Below are 20,002 nucleotides of genomic sequence, written 5' to 3'. Positions count from 1 at the left end.
AAGGCTTTGGTTACGACCCTATATTCTATGTTCCGAGCGAGCAATGCAGCGCAGCTGAACTGAGTCGTGAGCGTAAGAACAAACTATCTCATCGCGGTCAGGCCATTCAGCAACTGCTGGCCCGCTGGCGCCCTTAAAGCGATCAATGACTGCTAAAACATCACAAAGAAGAACACCTTGAACATGCTTGAACAACTCGAACAGAAAATTCTGAATACAGTTTCTGCACTGCAGGAAACACGGAAAGAAAATAAAGCCTTACAGGCAACCACTGAAGAATTAAATAATACGATCGCTGAGCTTCGTCAGACCGTTCTGGATGCTGAAGAGCGCCTGCAACATCGCGACACCGCCATTACCGCACTGCAACAGCAGTACGAGTCCGTTAAGAGAGAAAATACCCGCCTGTCTCATGAGAAAAATGAGTGGGAAGTAAAAGTATCTGCGCTGATGGAAGCCATTGACGAGACAGAGTTTGAACTCGAATCACCTTCTATAGAATCTTCTTCAGCAGCCGGAGCCGCCTGAAAGGATCATGACACTGCCTCCTCTGAGTCTGTACATCCACGTTCCATGGTGTGTACGCAAATGTCCTTACTGTGATTTCAACTCTCATGAGGCAGGCAACGATATTCCTGAAACAGAGTATATTCAGGCGCTTCTGGATGACCTTGAACAGGACCTTCACTGGGTACAGGGGCGCCCCATAGAAAGTATCTTTTTTGGTGGAGGCACCCCCAGTTTATTATCTGCCCAAGCCTACGAAACGCTATTCACCGGACTGACTGAAAAGCTCACCTTCAGCCCGGATATAGAAATCACCCTGGAAGCCAATCCCGGTACCTTCGAAGCGGATAAGTTTAAAGCTTATCGCCAACTGGGTATAAACCGCTTATCCATGGGTATTCAAAGTTTTCAGCCTGAACACTTAAAAAAGCTTGGGCGAATACACGACAGAGCGCAGGCACTCGCAGCCATTGAAACAGCCATCAACGCCGGATTCAGTAATTTTAATCTCGACCTGATGCACGGCCTGCCCAACCAGACGCCAGAGCAGGCGCTCGATGATTTAAATACCGCGCTGTCGTTTCAGCCACCTCACCTGTCCTGGTATCAGCTGACGATTGAACCCAACACCGAATTTTATAAGCGTCCACCGGTTCTGCCTGAAGACGATACCCTATGGGATATTCAGGAGCAGGGACAAGAAAGACTGGCACAAGCCAGGCTGAGTCAGTACGAAATTTCGGCGTATTCGCAGCCTGATAAGCAAGCCAGACACAATATTAATTATTGGCGCTTCGGTGATTATCTCGGCATAGGTGCAGGTGCACACGGAAAAATCACGACCTCTGGGCCACAAGGGTTGACCATACTTCGCACACGCAAAACGCGCCTTCCGAAAGACTACTTAAATACCGAAAAACGTTTTCTTGCAGGGCAAGATCGCATCGCGCCTGACGACACAGCGCTGGAGTGCATGATGAATGCGTTACGCCTGCATGAGGGCATCCCTGTCAGCGACTTTGAGGCCCGGACAGGCATGACGCTGAGCAGTATTCAAGCCCCACTGAGCAAAGCGCGCTCTCTTGGATTAATTGAATGCGATACTACTATCCGGGCTTCTGAGCGCGGCCAGCAATACCTGAATGAACTGCTTGCCCTCTTTCTGACCGATTAAATATCGTCAGGAAATCAGGCGACCGACACTATCCGCAGGTCTGGTTGCGGGGCATACAGCTCCTCAAGATAAGTACTCGCCGCCGCGACACCCATGTCGTAACCATCCACCAGCTTTTTCTCATTCATACACAGGCGCGACACAGCAAACTCCGGCGGTGGAGCAATAACGCGTACCCGGCAGCCTTCTGGAGGCGAGGCAATAAAATCGAGGCTCTCGTTATATTGTGCGGTGCGGAATTTCATGGCATTCATCAGGCCCGCTTCACCCGCAAACATTTTCTCAAGCAGCCAATGGCTCTGACTGTCTTTTTTACGAAAACCCAGAGGCTGTGAAAGCACCACCGTAATGTCGTCAGCCCCCATGTTCCAGGCCTGGCGAACAGGGATGGAATCAGCCACGCCACCATCAACATAGCGTTCTGAGTTGACGGTCACAGGCGAACGATAGAAGTAAGGGATTGCACAGGTTGCCACCATGGCGTCATGCACTGTGTTTCCTGTGACGGGCAGATAATGTGCCTGCCCTGTGTCGACATGCGTCGCAGTGGCATACAGTTCCATATCACCCACGAACTCAGCCAGAGGAAGCTGCTGGTGTGTGTAATGCCACAACCAGTGTACGTCGGTCATATGCCCGCCCCGGACGAAACGTACCGGGCTGAAGAACTCTTTCTGGCGTGCGTATTCCATAATCGCCGTGCGTGCCCGCCCGGGTTGTCGGGACAGGTATCCTGTAAGGTTGGTGGCTCCTGCCGATACACCGATGGCAAAATCAAACTCGTGGTAACCTCGCTCGAGAAAGTGATCAATCACGCCGCTGGCGAATATGCCGCGCATCGCACCACCTTCAACAATGATCGCTTTCTTCGACCCACCAACCGTATCGTTGCTTGCCACACTGTCTTTGACGCTATTGCTTACAGTATCGTCGCTTGCCATATCGATCTCCGCTTAGTTCCAACCCTTCGTGGCAATTGCTACTGCAGACCTCTATTGCTGATCGTGCACTGCCAACATAATTCAGAAGGGTGACACCCGCTTTGGTTCCATTGAAATGAATTTTTCCAATTCAACCAATAGGTAAAAGCTTGCTGGCTATGACAATCAGAGCAAATAAAAAAAGCCCGATGCAGTGCAACGGGCTTTTATCGAGGAGTAGCTATCAAGGCTGAATCAAGATCAGGAAGACAACTGAGTCATTGCGATAAACTCTTCCATATCACGTAATTTTTCGAAGCTCGGATCATGAGCAGCCTGCTCGCGCAAGGCCTCCGATGTTTCAATTGCCTCAGAAAGGTCGCGCAACGCTTCTTCAATGTAGCCACTTTCAGCGTGTGCACAAGCACGTTGGTACTTCGCATGACTGTTTTCAGGGTCGATCGTCAGCGCGCGATTTGCCAGAGCATTGGCCCACTGGTTCTGACCAAGCAGCAAGGCCGCATCCGCCTTGTAAGTAATCGCTTCAACGTCATCAGGTCGCAAAGCGAGAATCTGATCGTAAATAGCGATTTTATTCTGCGCACTCGACTCCTGAGAAGCTTTCAGCCAGAGAGAGTGGACTTCGTTAGTCAGCTCAATCTCTTCCTGAGTCGCCGCAATATGACGGGACTTGCTGTGAAGCTCACGCTCAAGTTTCTCAAGACGTTCTTCATAGGAACTGGTAATCCGGGAGATCTCGTCATTGGCGAGGGCACTCGCTCTGTCTTTAATCTCGCGTAAGGAATTCCAGCCAACCAGTACCAACAGAGTTGAGGCACCAGCGATAAGATAGAAAAAATAGGTAACGGTATCGGTCGCGTACATCAACGCTTTATCAGCTACACCAAGCTCGCGATCCGTCATTTTCTCGGTGACTTCGACACGGTGGTCGGCCAGCATCTGACGAAGCACTTTGACTTCATCCAGCAGGTAACGCTCGGTGAACGCAGAATAAAGAGGCGCATCAAGCGCCTCTATCGTTTTTTCAGCCTTGGCATAGTTTGCCTGTACTTCTTCGGCCGATTCAGCAGTTTCAGTTGTTGGGGCGGCGTTGACCCGCGCCGGTAGAATCACCAACGCTGAGGCGAACACCATCAGGGACAAAAATATATGCCAGACGGTTCTTATCATGCGGACTGTACCGCCTCCCAATCACTGTTGTTCTCGATCAGGTCAGTATGCAGTGCTTTTACTGCGGCAGCATAGTCCTGGTCGGCAACAATGAACATCATATCCACCTGACGCATCGCCTGGTGAACAGAAAGAATATTCACACCCGCGTCAGACAGAGCGGACGCCGCGGACTTCAGCAGGCCCGGCACCTTCATGTCACTACCGATTGCACTCACCATTGCCATCTTCTCAACCCGAATATCGGCATTAGTGTAGTTGGCCTGCAAACGATCCATCAACCAATTGATGCGACGCTTGTTGCCCTTAAGGTAGAAAGTCACGGTGTTAGCGTTAAAGTCTTTAGTCAGAACACGTACACCAGATTCAAATACCAGGTCGTTCATCTTCTGGCCGTAAGACGGGTCGCCTACCATGTCCTGATCAAACAGTTCCATCGCCCAGACGCTGCGGGTACCCGCAATGATCTCAACCTTTGGTGTTTTACTGCTGTAATCACTGCGGATTTCAGTACCGCGATGCTCAGGCTCGAATGTATTTTTGACCCGAAGCAGGATATTACGCTTGCGCAGGCCCGCCGCTGCACGTGGGTGGATTGCTTCCATACCCAGGTTAGCGAGCTGGTCGGCAACGTCATAATTGGTCAGACCAATCGGATGAACGTTCTCAGCACCAACCATCTCCGGATCGGCCGTACTCAGGTGATATTCTTTATGAATAATCGCTTCGCCGGCACCCGTTACTGTCGCTACCTTCGAAAAGGTCATTTCACTGTAGCCACGGTCGTAAGTTTTCATCAGGCCTTCGCGGCACTGGGTATAACCGGTCACGATAGGCATTTCCTGAGTAAAGTCGACATCAGCAAAGGCATCGCTGATGTGATCTTCCAGGGTCTGCTGACTGTCCGAACGCCAGTTAGTCAGGTCAATGAATCGTGCGTTGATATCATTCAGCTTCAGCAGCTGAACCGAGTTGTAAGCACTGTGAGCTTCGCCCAGCGCACTCAGCATCTCACGCACACGGTGCAGATGATCATCCAGCTGGAAGTGGCCGAAGGTACAGACATTTTCAAGATGCTCAAGGCACTGTTTAACATCTTCAATACGGCTACTGATAAATTGATCAGCGCGACGACGAACAATATCCTGTCCTTCGAACATCTCTTCATTCATGGCCAGCATAGCGGCCTGTACTTCGTACAGCTTCTGCTGCCATGGACGGTTTTCGTCCATCTCGGAGAAGAGAGCATAAACACCGGGCTCACCGGTCTTTTTATGTTCAAGAAGACCGTTGGTCATACCGGCGTAGGCCGATACTACAAAGGCACGCTGGTATAAGGTTTTTTCAGTACCACCGTGTGGTACCTGCGGGCGCTGCCAGATATTTTTCAGAACGTCGTCGTAACGGCTCATCGAAGTGCCGCCGATTTTTTCTACACTGTGCTTAATCATGTTATTCCTGCTGATTCTGTAAGTTAGTTGGATTGGCCCGTTTCCAGGCCATCACGCGAATCAGTCTTCGATGGTCTCGGCTTCCAGTGCGTAGACACCATTCTCATCGTGGACTTCCTTGCCGTTCAGTGGCGGATTAAACACGCATGCCATGTGCATATCTTTGGTCGCGCGCAGTAAGTGCTTATCGTGCTTATCCAGAATATAGAGAGTGCCCGGACGGATCTGGTAAATTTTGCCGTCTTCTACCGTCTCAATTTCACCTTCGCCCTGCATGCAGTACACAGATTCGAGGTGGTTCTGGTAATGAATAGGCGTTTCAGTACCCGCGAAGATAGTGGTGATATGGAATGAGAAACCCATGTTGTCGTCTTTCAGCAACATGCGCACGCTTTCCCAGTTGCCACCATCAATAGCGCGACTACTGTTTTTGCATTCTTCGAGTGTTCTTACGATCATTTTTGAGTTTTCCTGAATTTGTTAGCGTTAAGAGTTTAGAGGAGGCTTCTTAAGAAGCCTTACTCACCTGCTCAGACATTACCTGGGCAACACATTTCTCAAGAATATCGAGACCCGCACTCAACTTGCTTTCTTCAATGGTCAGCGGTGTGAGAATTTTCACAACCTGACCGTCAGAGCCACTGGTCTCAATGATCAGATTATGCTCAAACGCTAATTCAGTAATTGCATCGGCGATGTCACCGTTAGCAAACTCGAGACCCTGCATAATGCCACGACCTTTGTGCTTCATCTTAGAGGTGCCACCGTTTTCTGCCTGAATCTCTTTCAGACGACGACGGATAACACTTGCTTTGTGCTGAATTTCTTCAGCAAAGCGGTAGTCGCTCCAGTACTCTTCAAGTGCGCGACGTGCAGTAACGAACGCATGGTTGTTACCCCTGAAAGTACCGTTGTGCTCACCCGGGCCCCAGATATCGAGCTCTTCTTTGAGCAGAACAACCGCCATCGGCAGACCGTAGCCACCCAGCGATTTCGACAGAGTGATTACGTCAGGCTCGATACCGAATTCTTCAAAGCTGAAGAAGGTACCTGAACGACCACAACCCGCCTGAATATCATCAACGATGAGCAGCATATCGTGCTTCTTACAGATCGCCTGCAGACCTTGCATCCATTCTTTAGACGCAACATTCAGACCACCTTCACCCTGGATACACTCAACAATGACACCGGCTGGATGACCCAGACCTGATGAACCGTCTTCGAGCGCTTTATCCAGATATTCGAGCGTATTGAAATCGCCAAGGTAACCATCATACGGCATAAACTGAACACCAGTTGTTGGCAGACCACTGGCCTTCTTGTAGTAACCGTTACCGGTAACCGCTGCAGAACCCTGAGTCACACCGTGGAAACCATTGGTGAACGAGATAATGGTCTGACGGCCGGTATTTTTACGAGCTACTTTCAGAGCCGCCTCAACCGCGTTAGTACCGGTTGGACCAGTGAACTGAACTTTGTAGTCCATGTTGCGTGGCTCAAGGATCAGGTCACGGAAAGTCTCAAGGAAGGCAGCCTTCGCATCGGTATGCATATCCAGACCGTGAGTCATGCCATCCGCTTCGATGTAATCAATCAGAGCCTGTTTGAACGCCGGGTTGTTGTGACCGTAGTTGAGTGTGCCTGCGCCACCCAGAAAATCGATGTATTCGTTGCCATCGCTGTCGGTCACGGTAGCGTTCTGCGCCTTAACAAAGGTCACAGGGAATGAACGGCAGTAACCACGAACGTTTGACTCAAGATCTTTAAAAATACCCATATCAGATTTCCTCTGTATTTGGTTTAAATTCTGTTATTGCGCAGCGCTGATATCAGCACTACCGAAAGGACCAATGTGGACGAGCATTTCTGTTTCATGCTGTCCTGCAAAATGCTGTTCTTTATCGAACATAACGCGTTCGTTCAGCGGTGCATCTAATTTGCGGGCAAGCCTTCTGAATAAATTCCATGAAGCTTCGTTACCCGGCGTAATGCTGGTGTGGAGATGACGAACCGTACCTTCGTGACGGGAAAGCAGCTCAAGCAGCATTTTGCTGGCAAGACCCAGACCGCGAGCTTTGGGGCTGACAGCTACCTGCCAGACAAAGAGAGTGTCTGGTTGTTCAGGCAGAAGATAACCGGAGATAAAACCGATCGTTTCACCCTGCTCTTCAGCAAGCACCGCGGTATCGCGGAAGTGAGAACACTGCAGGTTGTTGCAGTACATTGAATTTGTATCCAGAGGCTTGCAGTTTTCCACAAGATTATTCACTACAGAGCCGTCTTCCGGGTTTGGCTTGCGCATTGTGATTAGGCGTTGAGACTGATCTTTTTCGTTGGGCGCTGCCTGCGCCAGAATCTGATTCATTTCCTCTTCGAGATCCGCGTACCGGCGTAAGCCATTACGTCCTCGTCAATTGCTAGGGTTAGTCAATTACTTTGAACTCTAAACATTATAGCCAATCGAAAAATATATACAACTCTAAATATATTTCATCCGATCTCAGACTTTTCGATTGAGAAGAACGCATTTTTTTGTACAATAAACGAACTAAATAGGCGTATTTTGTGTGATTTCCACCAATCCCTCGAGAAAAATATATAGAGATCGATATTTTGAGATCTAAACATAGGACGGGATGCGCCACCCGGATTAGCGGTCAGGAGGCCCCCTTATGAATATTTCGTACTCTATTGATCAGCAACAAGGTAAACTACAGGGCAAGAATCACGATCCTCTGCTGGAAGACGAAAAATCTATGAACCGCTATGACGAGGTGCTTGTTGCACTACGGCGTATCATTCGCGCTACCGATCTTCACTCGAAGCAACTGAGTAAAGTATCTGGTCTGACCTCTCCACAGCTCCTGATACTTCAGACTCTGCGCCATCATGGCGAACTGACTGTCGGAGATGTAGCCCGCCGTGTCAGTCTCTCTCAGGCAACAGTGACAACCATTATTGATCGCCTCAGTAAACGCGGATTTGTTGTCCGCGAACGCGGCAGCACAGACAAACGAAAAGTATTTGTGCACCTCACAGAACAAGCGATCCAGGCTTTGGTTGATGCCCCCCGCCCGTTGCAGGATAGTTTCGTGCAGCAGTTTCAGGATTTAAGAGACTGGGAGCAAAGCATGATTCTGACGTCTCTGGAACGAGTGGCCTATATGATGGATGCGCAGCACATTGACGCGTCCCCTGTCCTTGATCTTGGTCAGCTGGATCGTACTGACCCAGGTAACCACTGACAGTCTGCCTCCTGGTGAGGTGCATTGTCATCAATGTGCCTCCCGCTTATCCGGATCGCCTCCTGATCACGCTCAACAGTCTATACAGTAGAATGGTTGTAGCGCATCAGCGGGCGCTCATCCCGCTTTTCTACTGTTTCTCTGGAGATACACATGACTGACGTTGTCATAGTTGCAGCTACCCGTACCGCTATCGGAAGCTTCGGCGGATCACTCGCTGGATTATCGGCCGTTGACCTCGGCGCCGCGGTGATTTCATCCATCATCGAAAAAACAGGTGTCGACGCAGGACTGGTCGATGAAGTACTTATGGGCCAGGTGCTGACGGCCGCTGCCGGCCAGAACCCGGCACGCCAGTCCGCGATCAAAGCTGGGCTCCCTCCTTCTGTTCCGGCGATGACCATCAACAAGGTCTGCGGCTCGGGCCTGAAAGCTGTTCACCTTGCCGCGCAGGCGATCGCCTGTGGTGATGCTGAGGTCATCATCGCGGGGGGCCAGGAGTCTATGTCCAACGCACCGCACGCGATGCCGGGCTCCCGTAATGGTCAGCGCATGGGACCTATTACCATGGTCGACACTATGGTTGTGGATGGCCTCTGGGACGCATTTAACGACTATCACATGGGTACAACAGCCGAGAACATCGCCTGTGACTACAGCATCAGCCGTGAAGAGCAGGATGCGTTTGCTGCAGCTTCTCAGAACAAAGCCCTCGCTGCGATTGAAGCAGGCACATTCGATGCTGAAATCACCCCGATCGAAATCCCTCAGCGTAAAGGCGACCCTGTCGTATTCAAGGTTGATGAAAATCCGCGCCCGGGAACAACTGCAGAGAAGCTTGCAGGCATGCGTCCGGCCTTCAGTAAAGACGGCTCAGTCACCGCTGGTAATGCTTCATCGCTCAACGATGGCGCCGCCGCCGTTATGCTCATGAGTGCAGCCAAAGCTGCAGAGCTGGGTCTTCCAGTGCTGGCGACGATTAAGGGTTACGCCAATGCCGGTGTCGAGCCTCGCATTATGGGAACAGGGCCGATTCCAGCGACTAAAAAATGCCTGAGCAAAGCAGGCTGGTCGGTTGCTGACCTGGATCTGATTGAAGCCAATGAGGCCTTCGCAGTTCAAGCGCTGTCAGTCAACAAAGGGCTGGAGTGGGATGCTGATAAGATCAATGTGAACGGCGGTGCCATCGCCCTTGGCCATCCGATCGGGGCCTCAGGCTGTCGGATTCTGGTCACACTGCTGCATGAAATGGCTCGGCGTGATGCGAAGAAAGGTCTCGCCACCTTGTGCATTGGCGGAGGAATGGGCGTTTCTCTGGCGGTAGAGCGAAGTTAAGCAAAGAGCCAAACGGGGTGTCCATTGGGATACCCCGACCTCTATACCTCTGTGAACTCTGTTACTTTGCCTTCAATGATTAATACGTAGGGAACGAAGGTTCGATTAAACTCGCTGCGCTCTATGGTAATCATGCCCGCAAATGGATCACGCAGGTAAACGTACTCTTCGTCTTCAAAGTAGTAGAGGTAGAAGCGGTCAACACCTTCCGGGTTGTCCTTCAACAGGAGATAAGGACCATCTTGCTGCTGAAGCTTGCGCTGTGCCAGATCCAGTAACAGATCGTCAGATTTAAAAGCGCTGGCACGAAGTCCCAATGCAGCTGCTGCCTGTTTTATGTCGTAGAAGTTGAAGCCGCGCTGCTCACGGATTCTTACCGGATCACCGTGAATGAACAGCAAAGCAAATATATCGACTTCGCTGGTTTTCACACCCATGCTCTCCTCGAGCATGACAGACACCATATAAGCACAACCCGACGACTCAAGAGCAGCATGCGTCTGCTTATCTTCCAGCGCTGGGGTATCTTCGACTGCGAATGCACACGCAGAGCTGAAGAACCATACAAGCATTGTCAGTACTGCGAATTTCATCTGGGAATATGCTCATGTTGCAAAACGGGCCAAGAATGACGGGACACCCTCAAACTGAACAGGTGATATCCCATCAACTTCATGTCCTGATATGTCCTATTTAAAATTAGTCCATACGAGCCAAACCGCGATACCCGGTAACCTGTCTTTTTCTATTTGACTGCAGAAGCTCCCTGAGTAGCAGCAGAGTTAACAATCTGCACGTTTGCACTGGCTGACTCTGCCAGCTCGGCATAAGCTGATCACTCTGAATGGTGAGATCCCCATAGCACCTCACTGCTTCTCTCATTTTCGCGCGCACCATGCCGCGACACTGCAAAGGAACGCCATATGACAACCGCGCGACCTGTCACCGGGCAAATGTTGACGCAGCCTATGCTGATCAGTGATTTACTGGAATACGCAGCCGCTCATCACGGCTCTCGAGAGATCATCAGCCGCAGGCTTGAAGGGGATATTCACAGATACACATACAAGGACGCGCTACGGCGGAGTAAGCAGCTGGCACATGCGCTGATTTCACTGGGAGTACAACCCGGTGATCGTGTAGCAACGCTGGCCTGGAACGGCTATCGCCACTTCGAGTGCTACTACGGGATATCGGGCATCGGTGCCATCTGCCATACGGTGAACCCGCGCCTGTATGCGGAACAGGTCGAGTACATTATCCAGCACGCTGAAGACTGCTATGTCTTTCTCGATGCCTGTTTTGCCCCGCTTCTGGAGCCCATCGCCGACAAACTCTCCAGCGTTAAAGGGTTCATTCTGATGATCGACGAAGATCAGATGCCCGACACATCACTGCCGTATGTTCACAATTATGAACACCTGCTGGCTCAGCAACCAGATATGTACGAATGGCCCCGTTTTGAAGCGGATACCGCTGCCTGCCTGTGCTACACCTCTGGCACCACAGGCAACCCCAAAGGCGTTCTGTACTCACACGCATCCACCGTTCTGCACGCCTACGCCAGCCGCAACCCGGATGCCCTGAATGTCTCTTCCGATAGTGTTGTGATGCCTGTTGTCCCCATGTATCACGTATGCGCCTGGGGAATGCCGTACATTGCTCCTATGTCAGGTGCCTCCCTCGTACTTCCAGGGGAGGGAATGGATGGCCCGGACCTGTATGAGCTGATTGATGTTGCTCAGGTCGACATGATGCTCGGAGTACCGACAGTCTGGCTGCGCCTCATCGATTATCTGAAAGCCAACGACCTCACCATTCCGTCAGTGAAAACCGTGGGCGTTGGCGGCTCCGCCTCGCCTCGTTCTCTGGTCGAAACACTCGATAAAGACTTCGGCATTTATCTGCTTCCAATCTGGGGGATGACTGAGACATCGCCACTGGCAACGCTTGGAGCACCGACCAAAGCCATGGCCAGTATGTCTGATGATGAACGCTACCGGATTCAGACAACCGCCGGTAAGCCCATGTTTGGCATTGACCTGGAAATCTTTGATGACGACGGAGAGCCGCTGCCACACGATGGCACCAGTCGCGGCTTCCTTCGGGTCAGAGGCCCCTGGGTGCTAAGCAGTTACTACAAGACAGAAAAGCCCGACGCGTTTTTCACCGATAAAGATGGCGGTGTCTGGTTCGACACCGGTGATATTGCGGTGATCGACGAGCAAAGCTACCTGCAGATCGTCGACCGCGCGAAGGACGTTGTTAAATCAGGCGGTGAATGGATCTCCTCCATCGATCTGGAGAATGCTGCGGTCGGCCACCCAGAAGTCGCAGAAGCCTGCGTTATTGGTGTGAAGCACCCCAAGTGGGATGAACGGCCTCTGCTGTTTATCGTCGCACTTGAAGGCAAGACCGTCACAAAAGAAGACGTCTATGCCTATCTCGATGGAAAAATCGCTAAGTGGTGGATGCCCGACGATATTCTCGTGGTGGACGAACTCCCTCATACCGCCACAGGGAAACTGCAGAAACGTAGCCTCCGGGATGAGTACATCAACTATTTGGTTGATAAAAACTGAACCGGCCCTGAGATAAAGCCAGACTGAACACCTGAAGTTGAACGCCTGTCTCAGCCTTCAACTTCGGGTAATTTTATAGCCATCCAACTACCCGCCATCCCCATAAATGACAGTATCAGGATAACGCCACTGACACCGATCAGCGGCTCCAGCAGACTGATAAACCCTGTCATAAGCAACATAACGCCAATTAGTGTGTTGCCCACAGATACATAATCCGTGCGCTTATTGCCTTCACCGAGGTTGACCACATACGTCTTTCTTCCCAGACGAACCCCTTGATGGGCGATACTCAATACAAAATACAACAGAGGTAGTACCCAGATTTCTGAAAGCCACTCGGTTCGGAATGCTCCGATAAGAAATATCACTCCGCCGACAGCCGCAGACATCATCCCCGCACGAACCATGACAAGGCGACTGGAGACATCTGCGAAGCGCCCCCAGAAACGTCCTGACACCAGACTTCCCGCCCCGCTGGCGGCCATAAACAAAGCCAGCATACTGATCGCTGCATTCAGTTCCTGATGAGCAAGAACTACAATAAAAGGCGCAGTAAGCGCTGAACAAAGAAGTAACGAGCGGGACAGTAAAAAACGCCGGAAAGGTGCGTCAGTTTTAAGCAGCGACAGTCTGGAAAAGGCTTCCTTCAGCCCGTTATTCCCACCGTCTGTCTCTCCCGGAAATTCATTAATGCCAGCATAAACGCCACCCGCAATCACCCACATCAGGGCTGCCAGAGCAAAACCACTGGCGTAGAGAGTAGTGGAACCTTCTCCCAGCATGCCGCTGATCAGTAATAGCGCAACCGTCAGCGTAATCAGCCCCGCAGCTGTTTCGGCCCAACCATTCAGGGTGCCACGCCGGGGCTTAGGAATCGTCTTACCCAGAACATCCTTGGATGCCACAGAACTCAGGCCTCGTGACAGACTGAAAATTACGACTAACGCCAGCATCGCCCAACCCGCCACCGCCCCTTCAAGCGAGAAAGCGACGGCTGCAATCCCCAGCACCGCCAACGCCTGAAGTGCACTTCCCAATACCCACATCCACTTACGAATAGCCATGGTGCGCACGACACTGGCGATGGCCAGCTGTGGCAACATTGAGCCCGACTCACGAATCGGAACGAGCCAGCCGAGCATCCAGGCCGGAGCGCCGACTGACTGCATTAACCAGGGTAAGGTAATCTTAGGGTTGACCAGTGCATCACCCAGTTTGGAGAAAAACATACTGAGCAGGGTTTTAAGGAAATTGCCGGGGACTTCCCGGCACGCGCTTTCAGGGATCGACTTACAGGCACGGGCGTCTTCGTCATTAACCAGTTTTTCATAGATATCATCGGTCAGACCTGACCGGTGAGAAGCATCTGTCATGAGCAGTTCATCCTGTAGAACCCGTCACATAGGGAGGCTCATGATAGCAGGGGCAACTGAAGCGAGCCATTGAGCCAGGCCCACGTGGGCCCGGCCGGCAGACTAACTGTGCTTGCTAATAAAGGCCTTAACGGCAGGTGCAATGCTCTCACGGAATTTCCGGCCGTTAAAAATACCGTAATGGCCTACACCCGGCTCCTCACGATGAATTTTCATTTTGTCGGGAATACCCGCGCAAAGATCTAACGCGCAAGCGGTCTGTCCTTTTCCGGTAATATCATCGAGCTCGCCCTCAATCGTCATCAAAGCCATATCCTTAATGGCCTTCAGATCAACAATCTTACCCCGGTACTCCATCGTGCCCTCTGGCAACTGATACTCCAGGAATACCTTTCGGATAGTATCGAGATAATACCGGGCCGGCATATCCATCACCGCGAGGTACTCGTTGTAAAATTCTCTGTGCGCTTCTGCGCTGTCTCCATCGCCCTTCACCAGGTCAGTGAAGAACTTAAAGTGCTTACTGACGTGGTTATCCATATTCATCGACATAAATCCAGACAACTGGATAAAACCGGGATATACCGACTGGCCCCGACCCGCAAAGCCATCCGGCACGTGGCAGATCACATTATCTTCGAACCACTCAAGATCTTTACCCGAGGCATAGTCGTTCACTTCTGTCGGGCTGATACGCACATCAATCGGCCCGCCCATTAAGGTCATGGACTTGGGTACCGCTTTGCTGCCCTGCTCTGACATAACACTCGCCGCGACAAGTGCCGGAACACAGGGCTGACACACTGCCAGAACGTGAGTATCCGGGCCAAGGAACTCCAGAAATTCGATCAGATAATCGACATAATCATCAAAACTGAATTCACCTTTAGAACGCGGAACATCACGAGCATTCAACCAGTCGGTGATGTAGACCTCATGATCTGGTAAAAACTCAGCAACTGTCCCCCGCAACAAGGTGGAAAAGTGTCCGGACAGTGGCGCTACGATCAGCAGCTTAGGCTGTTCAAGGCCACGCTTCCGACGGCGGAAATGAACCAGATCGCAATAAGGCTTTTCAACGACACTGCAATACTCGATGCCCACTTCACGGCCATCAATACGTGTCGTATCGAGTCTCCATTCCGGTTTTTCATAGAAATCCGTTAAACGCTCAACCAGTTCAAGCGAGGCACGAACAGTGCGCAGATACCAACCATAATTCATCGGGTTCCAGGGTTGGTAAAACATCTGCCGGGACAGGCGTGCCGCCACATGCATCGGGCGTAGCGCATTCATTACGTGGGCATTGATTGTGTAGAGCATTCCATTCCACCTCGTCATCGCACCAGAATTTATCCGGGTCATGCCCCGGATCAGGGAAGACTTCCAGCATAGCTGAAGGTTCAGATGTGTCTGTTCATTCATTGAAATTTAATCTGAACCAACCGGACGATCAGGACGTTTATTTTCCTCTGGGGTCAAATTGTCTATACTGTGAGTTAAGTTTGCCTCTTTATGGCCCGATAAGTTCGGGATTTGGCGCACCGCGCCCTGTGGGTAACACTGGTAATGACGTTATTTTGCAATGTGCGGAAAACCCGCCTGCCAATAATAATAACGAGGAGAGGTGGCCATCATGAGTACACAAACAAAAAACAGCGAAAGCGCTGTCAGCAAAGATCACAGATTCACGAGCTTTAGTGAGTTTTATCCTTATTATCTCTCTGAGCATCGGAACTCCACCTGCCGCAGCCTGCACTACATTGGCAGCTCGATTGGCTTGGGTGTTCTGTTGTTTTCACTGACCAGTGGGAATTTCCAGTACATTCCGATGGCTCTGGTAGCTGGTTATGCCTTTGCCTGGATCGGACATTTCTTCTTCGAACACAATAAACCTGCCACTTTCCGCTATCCTTTATGGAGCTTCATGGGTGACTGGGTAATGCTGAAAGATTTTTTGCTGGGACGTATCGACAAAAAACTACCTCGCTCCTGACAGAAACGATCGATTGCAGCCCAATGTGGAGGCGATGATGAGACGCGCGTTATCCATCGCAATGACCGCACTTACCGGTGCACTAAGTGTGTATCAGGCCAGTGCAGACACCATCAGCCTGAGAGCCGATATCTGGCCCCCCTACAACGCGACACCCGGCAGTGATAAACCCGGCTACATCGTCGAACTCGCGAACGAAATCTGGAATAGCGAAGGTCATCAGGTCGATTACTCAACGATTCCCTGGGAACGGGCCATCAGTGAAGCTCGTTCAGGAAACATCGACTGCATACTTGGTGCGTTACCAGAAGAAGTTCCCGACTTTGTATTTCATTCTCTTTCACTGGGGCTTGATCAGAGTACGTTTTACACCCGCTCTGGAAACCCGTGGACATATCACTCTCCCAGTCAGCTGAGCAACATCCGTTTGGGCGTCATTGGCGGCTACTCCTATGACCAGGGTGCTGTCGATGAACATATAGCAATGGCCATCCGCGACGGCTCTCCCGGTAGCCGGGTGCAGTTAATGAAGGGCGATAACGCACTGGAGAAAAACCTGCAGAAACTTCTGTCTGGCCGTATTGATGCCATTGTGGGTTCGGCCACTGTGGTCAACTACACAGTCGCTACGCTCGGTATGGAGGGCGCAGTACAACCCGCAGGCAACATCGGCGTTGCCGATGAGTTATATATTGCCTGCTCACCTGCGACGCCTGACAAGTCTGAGACATACACTCGCCAGCTGGATACCGGCATCCGACGCTTGCGAGAGTCTGGTCGACTTGCAGAAATACTTGAGCGTTACGGACTTCAGGACTGGAGCTCTGAAACACCCCGAAACCTTGATATGTGAACTATGAAGTATTGAACCTGTCATAGTCACTCGCTATTCTGCAACCGAATACAGTCGTATCAAGGAATATCCAAATATGCTTCGTAAGCACGCACTGGTAGCGGCCATCGTTATCGCTCCAACCGCAGCAATGGCTGCAGAACCTTCGTGGGATGGCGCCGCCGAACTCGGTACCATTTTCACTTCAGGTAACACAGACACCCAGAGCATCAACGCTAACTTCATGGCAAAGCGCACCGGTGAAGTCTGGGATACCACATTGAAGTTGGAAGCCCTGACCAGTGAAGAAGACGGTGTTAAGTCAAAAGAAAAGTACAGCGCTCTCACTCAGTTTGACCGTAACTTTACTGAACACTCCTATATGGCCATCGTTGCGCAGCAGGAGCGTGCGCGCTTCAGCGGTTATACGTACCAGAGCACAGTATCGGTGAACTATGGTTATCGCGTTCTGAAAAACGACACAATGGAGCTGAACCTTGAGGCCGGTCCGGGTTATCGTCGCGACAAACTGAAAGAAAGTGATGAGATTCAGGAAGAAGCCATTGGGCGTCTGGCTCTGAGCTACGACTGGCAAATCCGCGAAGGCGTAAGCTTTATTGAAAACTTCACTGCAGAAATCGGCAGCGACAATTCTATCTACAAGTCAGAAACGGGTCTTCAGAGCCAGCTCAGCGGTAGCCTTGCATCGAAGCTGACTTATAAGGTGAAGCATGTGGAAGAAGTGCCGGAAGGTACTGAAAACACCGATACTGAATTCGGCGTTACCCTGGTTTACAGCTTCTGAGGTTTGCAGCTTCTAAGCACTGAAGCCTGAACAGTAAACCATTCACCATTGAAAAGGGGCGTTAACCGCCCCTTCTTATATTATTCGCTCTTGAGTTACTCACCCTCTTCCTGATCTTTCTCGCCGCGCTTGTCCTTAAGGCGATCCATGTCGTGGTGACGCCACTTATCCCGCTCTTCACGCTGCATCTTGCGCCATTTTTTCTTCTGCTCGTCTGTGAGAACCGACTTCACTGCTTTTTCAAAATCACGGCGGTCTTTCTCGCGCATTTTCATACTGACTGGCCATTCTTCTTCAGAGCAGGAAGATAACTTTTCTTCGAGCTCTGATTTCTGCTCACTCGTCAGGTCAAGTTTCCGGGAAAGGCGTTCAAGGTGCTCTTCACGACCTTCTTTTTCACGCTTGCGAACCTGCTCTTCCGCGATGGCTTGTTGCTCGTCAGTCAGAACCGAACGGATTTCTTCACGCATCTGTACGTAGAGATCCTGACGCTGCTCACGGCGCTCTTTGCCTGCGGCCTCACTGGGCTTCATCTCACGAAAGCGATCCCGATACTTATCTTCAATCGCATCAATCTGCTCCTGCTGCTCATCGGACAGATTCAGTGAGCTTTCCCAATCGACCTTCTTCTGACGATCGTCAAACCCCCAGGCTTGAGCAGTCGTCATAAGTACACCGCAGGCAACAAGGCTCAGGGAGCGTTGAAAGCGGGCAATGGGAGTGGGCATTTTCATAAATCGATCCTGTGATGCGGTGCTTATTATCAGGTTATACTAGGCGTCACAGCCTAATATTTGTGTCCGACATTGCAAAGATTTGTCGCTGCCCCGGAGGATGTAAAAATGACTGAAGAAGATGAGCTCTTTCTGCAAGAGATGCAGGGGGTCAAGAAGCTGCAAACGCAGGAGCGCGTCCCCCTTCGTCGTGATCAGAAAGACAACAATGTTGCTGCGCGCCGCTCAGCGGCTGTATCTCAGGAGACAGCGAGCGACAAAAACCACCTGCGTGCCAGCGAGGTTCCAAGAGTGGGCCCGCACGATGTGCTCGGCTTTAAACGTCCGGGTATTCAGGACGGCGTATTCCGAAAGCTACGTTTGGGAAAATACGAAATTGAAGCCCGCCTCGACCTCCACCGTCGAACGATCGAAGAGGCCAGGCGAGAAGTCTATCGCTTCGTTAACGACTGCATAGGCGCCGATCTCAGAAGTGTCCTGATCATGCCCGGTAAGGGCGATCGCAATGAAGGTGACCCCGCAGTATTGAAGAGTTATCTGGTTTTCTGGCTTGAAGAGCTGGAAGACGTTCAGGCCTTCCATACCGCTCAGCCGCAAAATGGTGGCGCAGGTGCTTTCTATGTATTGCTGAAAAAGAGTGAGCGTAAGAAGCAGCAGGCACGAGAGCAATTCAGCAAAGGCAGAGTCTACTAAAGGGCTACCGCCCCTGCGCTATGTCTGCATCCATCTGATCGATCTGTGCTGCCATGAGGGCCTGGACCTCATCGGCAAGGCGCTTAGCATCGTCGCGGGTCAGGCCTTCGGTGCTGATCGCCGGTAGCTGCACCAGACGGCACTCACCTGCGCGCCAGCGCTTCAGGTCGATATTTTTATGAGTGCTACTTGCACAGACGGGAACAATCGGCAAACCGGCCTCAATTGCCAGAATAAAGGCTCCACTTTTAAAAGGTAAAAGGCCTCTGCCATTGCTACGGGTGCCTTCTGGGAACATATACACACTGCAGCCCTTTTCGCGAACAATCGTTGCGGCTTCTTCCATCGCTCCGCGCGCTTTGGAACGATCGCCGCGATTAATAAAGATATTGCCCGCCAACCAGAACAATACACCGAACAAAGGAATGTACATCAGGCTGTGCTTACCAAGGATCGCCATGTCATCCGGCAGGCTTTCGCCGTACATGTACATATCAAGGGTGCTCTGGTGATTCGCAACGTAAATCCCTTGAATGCTGTCCTCAGGTCGGTTGCGAACATCCACACGAACATTCATTACGAATCGTGCCCAGGAAAATATTATGGCAATAATACGACTGTTATTCCGGTTGAATGGTCGAATAATACAAATCAGAAGCCCAAGCAGGCACACAATAGGGAAATAAAGGGCTAAAAAGACGATTCGAAAAGCAGCTAACATAAAAAATCCGGCTTGAGGCAGCAGCGAAGCAGTCTAAACTCCTCTGCCAGCCCCACAAGGTGAACTTGTATCACGACACTGGCGTATTAACGCAAAAAGCGCTGATAAGCCGTATTGTCTGTCTCATCCCAGTAACGATAGCCGAGTTCTTCAAGATATCCCTGAAGCTGTTCACGTTTATCATCAGAAATCTGCAGGCCGACCAAGACACGGCCGTAAGCAGCACCATGATTGCGATAGTGAAACAGTGAAATGTTAAAACGCTTACCGAGTTTTTTAAGGAAGTTCAGCAAGGCCCCCGGGCGCTCCGGGAACTCAAAGCGATAGACCCGCTCATCGGTAACAGACGCAGGTGCGTGACCACCGACCATATGACGGATATGGTATTTCGCCACTTCATCATCGGTAATATCCATCAGCGTATAGCCCTCAGCCTC

At 51.2% G+C, this 20,002-nt stretch carries 21 protein-coding genes and 1 pseudogene; 10 read left to right on the top strand and 12 right to left on the bottom strand.

Annotation, left to right across the window (positions count from 1 at the left end):
- From B2067_RS07895 to hemW, 3 genes are all read left to right on the top strand, one after another.
- The coding region (locus tag B2067_RS07895; protein WP_301388038.1) for a non-canonical purine NTP pyrophosphatase at positions 1–137 on the top strand (137 nt) is incomplete at its 5' end.
- A gap of 46 nt (positions 138–183) precedes the next feature.
- Positions 184–528 carry a hypothetical protein gene (locus tag B2067_RS07890; protein WP_068438084.1) on the top strand — a complete coding sequence of 115 codons (345 nt, stop codon included), beginning with the start codon at positions 184–186 and terminating at the stop codon, positions 526–528.
- Between the two features lie 7 nt (positions 529–535).
- Positions 536–1,681: a radical SAM family heme chaperone HemW gene (gene hemW, locus B2067_RS07885; RefSeq protein ID WP_301388037.1), complete on the top strand. Its 1,146-nt coding sequence runs from the start codon at positions 536–538 to the stop codon at positions 1,679–1,681.
- Between the two features lie 14 nt (positions 1,682–1,695).
- Here the strand turns inward: hemW and B2067_RS07880 are convergent, their stop codons facing one another.
- The 6 genes from B2067_RS07880 to ectA form a co-directional block, all read right to left on the bottom strand.
- Positions 1,696–2,622, bottom strand: coding sequence for a patatin-like phospholipase family protein (locus tag B2067_RS07880; RefSeq protein WP_301388036.1), 927 nt, complete (start codon positions 2,620–2,622; stop codon positions 1,696–1,698).
- A 240-nt stretch (positions 2,623–2,862) separates the two neighbouring features.
- Positions 2,863–3,792, bottom strand: coding sequence for a TPR end-of-group domain-containing protein (locus tag B2067_RS07875; protein WP_301388035.1), 930 nt, complete (start codon positions 3,790–3,792; stop codon positions 2,863–2,865).
- Complete coding sequence (locus B2067_RS07870) at positions 3,789–5,243, bottom strand: aspartate kinase (RefSeq protein WP_068438093.1); 1,455 nt, start codon at positions 5,241–5,243, stop codon at positions 3,789–3,791. Before B2067_RS07870 ends, B2067_RS07875 begins: the two co-directional genes overlap by 4 nt.
- Positions 5,244–5,303: 60 nt before the next feature.
- The gene (locus B2067_RS07865) at positions 5,304–5,702 is read right to left on the bottom strand and encodes an ectoine synthase (protein WP_068438096.1); all 399 of its coding nucleotides are present in this window, start codon (positions 5,700–5,702) and stop codon (positions 5,304–5,306) included.
- Positions 5,703–5,751: 49 nt separating this feature from the next.
- The gene (gene ectB / locus B2067_RS07860) at positions 5,752–7,023 is read right to left on the bottom strand and encodes a diaminobutyrate--2-oxoglutarate transaminase (protein WP_301377888.1); all 1,272 of its coding nucleotides are present in this window, start codon (positions 7,021–7,023) and stop codon (positions 5,752–5,754) included.
- A gap of 33 nt (positions 7,024–7,056) precedes the next feature.
- A complete protein-coding gene (ectA, locus tag B2067_RS07855; protein ID WP_245820041.1) occupies positions 7,057–7,611 on the bottom strand; it encodes a diaminobutyrate acetyltransferase in 555 nt (184 codons plus the stop codon).
- Between the two features lie 307 nt (positions 7,612–7,918).
- On the opposite strand from ectA, the gene B2067_RS07850 reads away from it, so the two are divergent.
- Together B2067_RS07850 and B2067_RS07845 are read left to right on the top strand one after the other, a co-directional pair.
- Positions 7,919–8,491, top strand: a complete 573-nt coding sequence (locus B2067_RS07850; RefSeq protein WP_349676799.1) for a MarR family winged helix-turn-helix transcriptional regulator — start codon at positions 7,919–7,921, stop codon at positions 8,489–8,491.
- 153 nt (positions 8,492–8,644) lie between these two features.
- Complete coding sequence (locus B2067_RS07845) at positions 8,645–9,826, top strand: acetyl-CoA C-acetyltransferase (protein WP_301388033.1); 1,182 nt, start codon at positions 8,645–8,647, stop codon at positions 9,824–9,826.
- Between the two features lie 41 nt (positions 9,827–9,867).
- On the opposite strand, the gene B2067_RS07840 is transcribed toward B2067_RS07845, so the two are convergent.
- Complete coding sequence (locus B2067_RS07840; protein WP_068438966.1) at positions 9,868–10,419, bottom strand: cysteine peptidase family C39 domain-containing protein; 552 nt, start codon at positions 10,417–10,419, stop codon at positions 9,868–9,870.
- Positions 10,420–10,749: 330 nt separating this feature from the next.
- On the opposite strand from B2067_RS07840, the gene B2067_RS07835 reads away from it, so the two are divergent.
- Positions 10,750–12,408, top strand: a complete 1,659-nt coding sequence (locus B2067_RS07835) for a long-chain-fatty-acid--CoA ligase (RefSeq protein WP_301377886.1) — start codon at positions 10,750–10,752, stop codon at positions 12,406–12,408.
- 50 nt (positions 12,409–12,458) lie between these two features.
- Here the strand turns inward: B2067_RS07835 and B2067_RS07830 are convergent, their stop codons facing one another.
- Positions 12,459–13,784: an MFS transporter gene (locus B2067_RS07830; protein ID WP_301388031.1), complete on the bottom strand. Its 1,326-nt coding sequence runs from the start codon at positions 13,782–13,784 to the stop codon at positions 12,459–12,461.
- 102 nt (positions 13,785–13,886) lie between these two features.
- On the bottom strand, positions 13,887–15,107 hold the full coding sequence (locus B2067_RS07825) for a polyhydroxyalkanoate depolymerase (protein ID WP_068436024.1): 1,221 nt from the start codon (positions 15,105–15,107) through the stop codon (positions 13,887–13,889).
- Between the two features lie 313 nt (positions 15,108–15,420).
- Between B2067_RS07825 and B2067_RS07820 the strand changes: the two genes are divergently transcribed.
- The 3 genes from B2067_RS07820 to B2067_RS07810 all read left to right on the top strand — a co-directional run bounded on the left by B2067_RS07820 (position 15,421) and on the right by B2067_RS07810 (position 17,417).
- Complete coding sequence (locus tag B2067_RS07820; RefSeq protein ID WP_068435403.1) at positions 15,421–15,780, top strand: DUF962 domain-containing protein; 360 nt, start codon at positions 15,421–15,423, stop codon at positions 15,778–15,780.
- A gap of 37 nt (positions 15,781–15,817) precedes the next feature.
- Entirely contained in the window at positions 15,818–16,633 is an 816-nt protein-coding gene (locus B2067_RS07815; protein WP_297533342.1) for a substrate-binding periplasmic protein, read from the top strand.
- A 76-nt stretch (positions 16,634–16,709) separates the two neighbouring features.
- The gene (locus tag B2067_RS07810) at positions 16,710–17,417 is read left to right on the top strand and encodes a DUF481 domain-containing protein (protein WP_068436019.1); all 708 of its coding nucleotides are present in this window, start codon (positions 16,710–16,712) and stop codon (positions 17,415–17,417) included.
- Positions 17,418–17,512: 95 nt separating this feature from the next.
- On the opposite strand, the gene B2067_RS07805 is transcribed toward B2067_RS07810, so the two are convergent.
- On the bottom strand, positions 17,513–18,151 hold the full coding sequence (locus B2067_RS07805; RefSeq protein ID WP_301377882.1) for a hypothetical protein: 639 nt from the start codon (positions 18,149–18,151) through the stop codon (positions 17,513–17,515).
- A gap of 108 nt (positions 18,152–18,259) precedes the next feature.
- Here B2067_RS07805 and smrA point away from each other — a divergent pair, with 108 nt between their 5' ends.
- A complete protein-coding gene (gene smrA / locus B2067_RS07800; protein WP_068436014.1) occupies positions 18,260–18,844 on the top strand; it encodes a DNA endonuclease SmrA in 585 nt (194 codons plus the stop codon).
- Between the two features lie 4 nt (positions 18,845–18,848).
- On the opposite strand, the gene B2067_RS07795 is transcribed toward smrA, so the two are convergent.
- Both B2067_RS07795 and B2067_RS07790 read right to left on the bottom strand, forming a co-directional pair.
- The gene (locus B2067_RS07795; protein WP_297533339.1) at positions 18,849–19,421 is read right to left on the bottom strand and encodes a lysophospholipid acyltransferase family protein; all 573 of its coding nucleotides are present in this window, start codon (positions 19,419–19,421) and stop codon (positions 18,849–18,851) included.
- A gap of 230 nt (positions 19,422–19,651) precedes the next feature.
- Positions 19,652–20,002, bottom strand: a pseudogene (locus B2067_RS07790) (threonine ammonia-lyase, biosynthetic); the annotation flags it as partial.

The sequence above is a fragment of the Thalassolituus sp. UBA2590 genome (genome assembly GCF_002339775.1).
Classification (GTDB): domain Bacteria; phylum Pseudomonadota; class Gammaproteobacteria; order Pseudomonadales; family Oceanobacteraceae; genus Thalassolituus.
The sequence above is the reverse complement of the archived record's forward strand: the minus strand, read 5'-3'. Positions and strand labels throughout refer to the sequence as shown.

Bases quoted from the DNA above. Each gene is read 5' to 3' on its own strand.
- B2067_RS07890 (WP_068438084.1), top strand. From the start codon at position 184: ATGCTTGAACAACTCGAACAGAAAATTCTGAATACAGTTTCTGCACTG.
- hemW (WP_301388037.1), top strand. From the start codon at position 536: ATGACACTGCCTCCTCTGAGTCTGTACATCCACGTTCCATGGTGTGTA.
- B2067_RS07880 (WP_301388036.1), bottom strand. From the start codon at position 2,622: ATGGCAAGCGACGATACTGTAAGCAATAGCGTCAAAGACAGTGTGGCA.
- B2067_RS07875 (WP_301388035.1), bottom strand. From the start codon at position 3,792: ATGATAAGAACCGTCTGGCATATATTTTTGTCCCTGATGGTGTTCGCC.
- B2067_RS07870 (WP_068438093.1), bottom strand. From the start codon at position 5,243: ATGATTAAGCACAGTGTAGAAAAAATCGGCGGCACTTCGATGAGCCGT.
- B2067_RS07865 (WP_068438096.1), bottom strand. From the start codon at position 5,702: ATGATCGTAAGAACACTCGAAGAATGCAAAAACAGTAGTCGCGCTATT.
- ectB (WP_301377888.1), bottom strand. From the start codon at position 7,023: ATGGGTATTTTTAAAGATCTTGAGTCAAACGTTCGTGGTTACTGCCGT.
- ectA (WP_245820041.1), bottom strand. From the start codon at position 7,611: ATGAATCAGATTCTGGCGCAGGCAGCGCCCAACGAAAAAGATCAGTCT.
- B2067_RS07850 (WP_349676799.1), top strand. From the start codon at position 7,919: ATGAATATTTCGTACTCTATTGATCAGCAACAAGGTAAACTACAGGGC.
- B2067_RS07845 (WP_301388033.1), top strand. From the start codon at position 8,645: ATGACTGACGTTGTCATAGTTGCAGCTACCCGTACCGCTATCGGAAGC.
- B2067_RS07840 (WP_068438966.1), bottom strand. From the start codon at position 10,419: ATGAAATTCGCAGTACTGACAATGCTTGTATGGTTCTTCAGCTCTGCG.
- B2067_RS07835 (WP_301377886.1), top strand. From the start codon at position 10,750: ATGACAACCGCGCGACCTGTCACCGGGCAAATGTTGACGCAGCCTATG.
- B2067_RS07830 (WP_301388031.1), bottom strand. From the start codon at position 13,784: ATGACAGATGCTTCTCACCGGTCAGGTCTGACCGATGATATCTATGAA.
- B2067_RS07825 (WP_068436024.1), bottom strand. From the start codon at position 15,107: ATGCTCTACACAATCAATGCCCACGTAATGAATGCGCTACGCCCGATG.
- B2067_RS07820 (WP_068435403.1), top strand. From the start codon at position 15,421: ATGAGTACACAAACAAAAAACAGCGAAAGCGCTGTCAGCAAAGATCAC.
- B2067_RS07815 (WP_297533342.1), top strand. From the start codon at position 15,818: ATGAGACGCGCGTTATCCATCGCAATGACCGCACTTACCGGTGCACTA.
- B2067_RS07810 (WP_068436019.1), top strand. From the start codon at position 16,710: ATGCTTCGTAAGCACGCACTGGTAGCGGCCATCGTTATCGCTCCAACC.
- B2067_RS07805 (WP_301377882.1), bottom strand. From the start codon at position 18,151: ATGAAAATGCCCACTCCCATTGCCCGCTTTCAACGCTCCCTGAGCCTT.
- smrA (WP_068436014.1), top strand. From the start codon at position 18,260: ATGACTGAAGAAGATGAGCTCTTTCTGCAAGAGATGCAGGGGGTCAAG.
- B2067_RS07795 (WP_297533339.1), bottom strand. From the start codon at position 19,421: ATGAATGTTCGTGTGGATGTTCGCAACCGACCTGAGGACAGCATTCAA.